This window comes from Endozoicomonas sp. ONNA1 (genome assembly GCF_024606325.1).
Classification (GTDB): domain Bacteria; phylum Pseudomonadota; class Gammaproteobacteria; order Pseudomonadales; family Endozoicomonadaceae; genus Endozoicomonas_A.
In genome coordinates this window covers 1-2,665 of the sequence record NZ_JAHHPN010000111.1, presented here as the reverse complement: position 1 = coordinate 2,665, position 2,665 = coordinate 1, and the positions used below count along the sequence as shown (strand labels likewise).

Below are 2,665 nucleotides of genomic sequence, written 5' to 3'. Positions count from 1 at the left end.
TTCGATGGATAAATCATGCTCCCTGGCCAGTGTATTAACAGTATCTAAAAAATGCCCGGCTGCCTCCTGAGGTGACAAGTCCGATACATCAAAGTTAAGCTCTGCATCCTTATCTCTCTTGCGCTTTCCAGATTTCACCCGCGATGATGCCTGTTGGTTTTGCCCCCTGGCCTGTTCACTATTTTGTTCAGGTACCCGATCACCTCTTTCACTCGCTGTTCCCTCTTTTTTTGAATTACCGAGGCTGATAATTCCGTGTATGTCACTTGTATCAACTTTCAAAAAAACATTGTTAGCAGTATCGAGTAATAAAGGTAAAAAAACATTCAAGACAGATGCGCTATTGTCATCCTCATTTTTTTCATGGCCTGGCTGGTAGAAATTATCCTTTTCTTTTTTAGACACACCTGTATTCTTTTTGTAATCGAGTTCCTGGAACTCTTTTGTCACTTTGTTTGTTCTACTTTCAAGAAAGGGGTCTTTCCAGCCTTTAAAAATCGCTATTTCTTTTTCCTTAAAAGCATCAACTAACATTTTATCAGCACTATTTTTTTCAATAGGAACCATTTGAGAAAAAGACTTCCCATTAAGCGCCGGAGTTAAGACTTTATGATGATTATCATGAGAAAGTGAGCCAAAAGCTAGCACGTGCGAAGCATTCAGAAACAGGCAGCAAAAAAACATCAATAATTTCATAGTAAGAAAATTCCATTTTTAGTCATTTTTTAAAATTTAATAATTCGTATAATGCCTCTTCAGTAATCCCTGTCGCTATGTCTGTTAAAGAGCATGCTCAAGACCTACAATTGAACACTCCAATTATTAATAAGTGGTACTTTTGTACACATTACAGTACTAAAAGTTATTCACAGCATTCTTTAGTTATTCAATTAACTGCATCCAAAAGTAGTAATGGATTAGCTATTAATCAAGCGTACTGAGAAATACTCTTTCGGCAATAAGTATCTAACTAACCAACTAGCCAGCTAGCAACCTATGTCTAAAAGGAACTTCAACCTGATTTTAAGGTCAAACGATCAAGCAGTTTCAATGCAGTTCTTCGAATGACAGGAGAGAGATTGACTATGGATGGTCATATTGGTGTGGAAAAAAGCAAACGCATTCTTGCTAGTGAACAGCTTAATAATAACGTGCCAGCGAGGAAGAGAGCAAAGCTGGATTCATTGTCAAAGGTAGACATCTGCTCTGATGTCACTACCGAATTCAATAGATCGTTTCCTCAGATTACCTTTCCTGACAAAGCGAGAACCGTATCCCCAACAGATACCTCGTTCCGTAAGACCTCTAATTCCTTCGATTTTCGTTTTGTCGCCAGCGATGATGAGGTTCGACAGCTGCTAGTGACCCAGACCATCGACGAAAATCGCGATGTCACACTTATCTCCCACCCCGATGACCTCTCACAGGCTAATCTGGTGAGCCGGTTGAACATTGCTGACGATGGTCGCCACACTCTGCTAGCGGGCAAGCTGTTTGAAAGTCCACAGCCATTAACCCTGGTGATCGATATCCGCAAGCTCACCAGCGAGGATCTGCCCAAATTTAACGATCTGCTGGACCCGGCTACCCCCTGTCTGTACGACAAAGTCAGCCAGAAGAAACGCCCCCTGGCCGAGCATGTTTCTCTGCTGGTCGTGGCAGACCCTGCACAATTGGCATCGGTTGGCCAAACTGAAGACTCCCCGGGAGCCGTCGCTTCGGGAGCCGTCGCTTCGGGAGCCGTTGCTTCGGGAGCCGTTGCTCCGGGTGCTGATTTCTGGCGGAGAATTAATCGGCCGGGAAATACCTGGCAGTTCGACCCACAGACTGGCAATGACCAAGCGATGGACTTCAACAAAGTCCATCCTGTATTGGCTGAATTCCCCAGCACCGAAAGTGCTACGGAAAGTGCTATGGATGAAAGTGATACTGTTCTTATTGATTGTCACTGGCATAGTCATTGGCGACAGTTGCTGCTGGGTGGCCCCGGAGTGGATAAACAAGGGCGAATCCGGCATATTCCCGGCAGGCTTGAGTCGTTGAGTGCCGGTCAGAGGGTGATTCTGAAAGGGGCTAACTGACAGGATCTGGCCTTTGAACAGACGATTCGGCAGATTCTGGTTCAAAAGTGTTTTGAGAGTAATGGCAAGATCTGTCAGTTACCCGAGGATGTTCAGTTTTATCAAATGCCGGTAGGGAAGAACGAGCTTCATTCACTGTTCAGGAGCATTTCTCACTCTGGTAACGCACCACGAAACCCGATCATCATCAACCAGAGTAATATTGCCGAATGGCTGAACCCGATTGCCATTGCCCCAGAGGGCTATGCAGTTCCCAACAACTCTCTGTTGGAACAGGTTCGGGCAGGTGGTGTCGTCACCGTCACTTCTCCCCTTACAGAGGCACTCTGGTTTCGTTTGCTGGGTTCACTGCAGACGATACGCGAGACCACTGGCCTGGAGCCCCGAGTTCAGATGGCTCATTCAAAACGGCAGCCAAAAGCACTGGGATTGACAGAACACGATGAGCACTCAATGAGCGATCAGACCGCCTTTAAGACCATCACGTATCAGCAACAAGCCCAGGCCAGTCATTGGATCAATGATCTCGAAGCACCTTTGGTGATTCAGGTCAATGAACAGACCAGCCTCAGTCAGCTATTTGA

Annotated in this window: 3 protein-coding genes; 2 read left to right on the top strand and 1 reads right to left on the bottom strand. The window is 45.6% G+C overall.

Annotated features, from left to right (window positions below; genetic code table 11):
• Positions 1-696: hypothetical protein (locus KDK19_RS02585; protein ID WP_257291287.1), on the bottom strand; the 696-nt coding region annotated here is incomplete at its 3' end.
• 389 nt (positions 697-1,085) lie between these two features.
• On the opposite strand from KDK19_RS02585, the gene KDK19_RS02580 reads away from it, so the two are divergent.
• Positions 1,086-2,081 (top strand): hypothetical protein, encoded by a 996-nt coding sequence (locus KDK19_RS02580; RefSeq protein WP_257291286.1) that lies wholly within the window; start codon positions 1,086-1,088, stop codon positions 2,079-2,081.
• Between the two features lie 105 nt (positions 2,082-2,186).
• Positions 2,187-2,665: hypothetical protein (locus KDK19_RS02575; RefSeq protein ID WP_257291285.1), on the top strand; the 479-nt coding region annotated here is incomplete at its 3' end.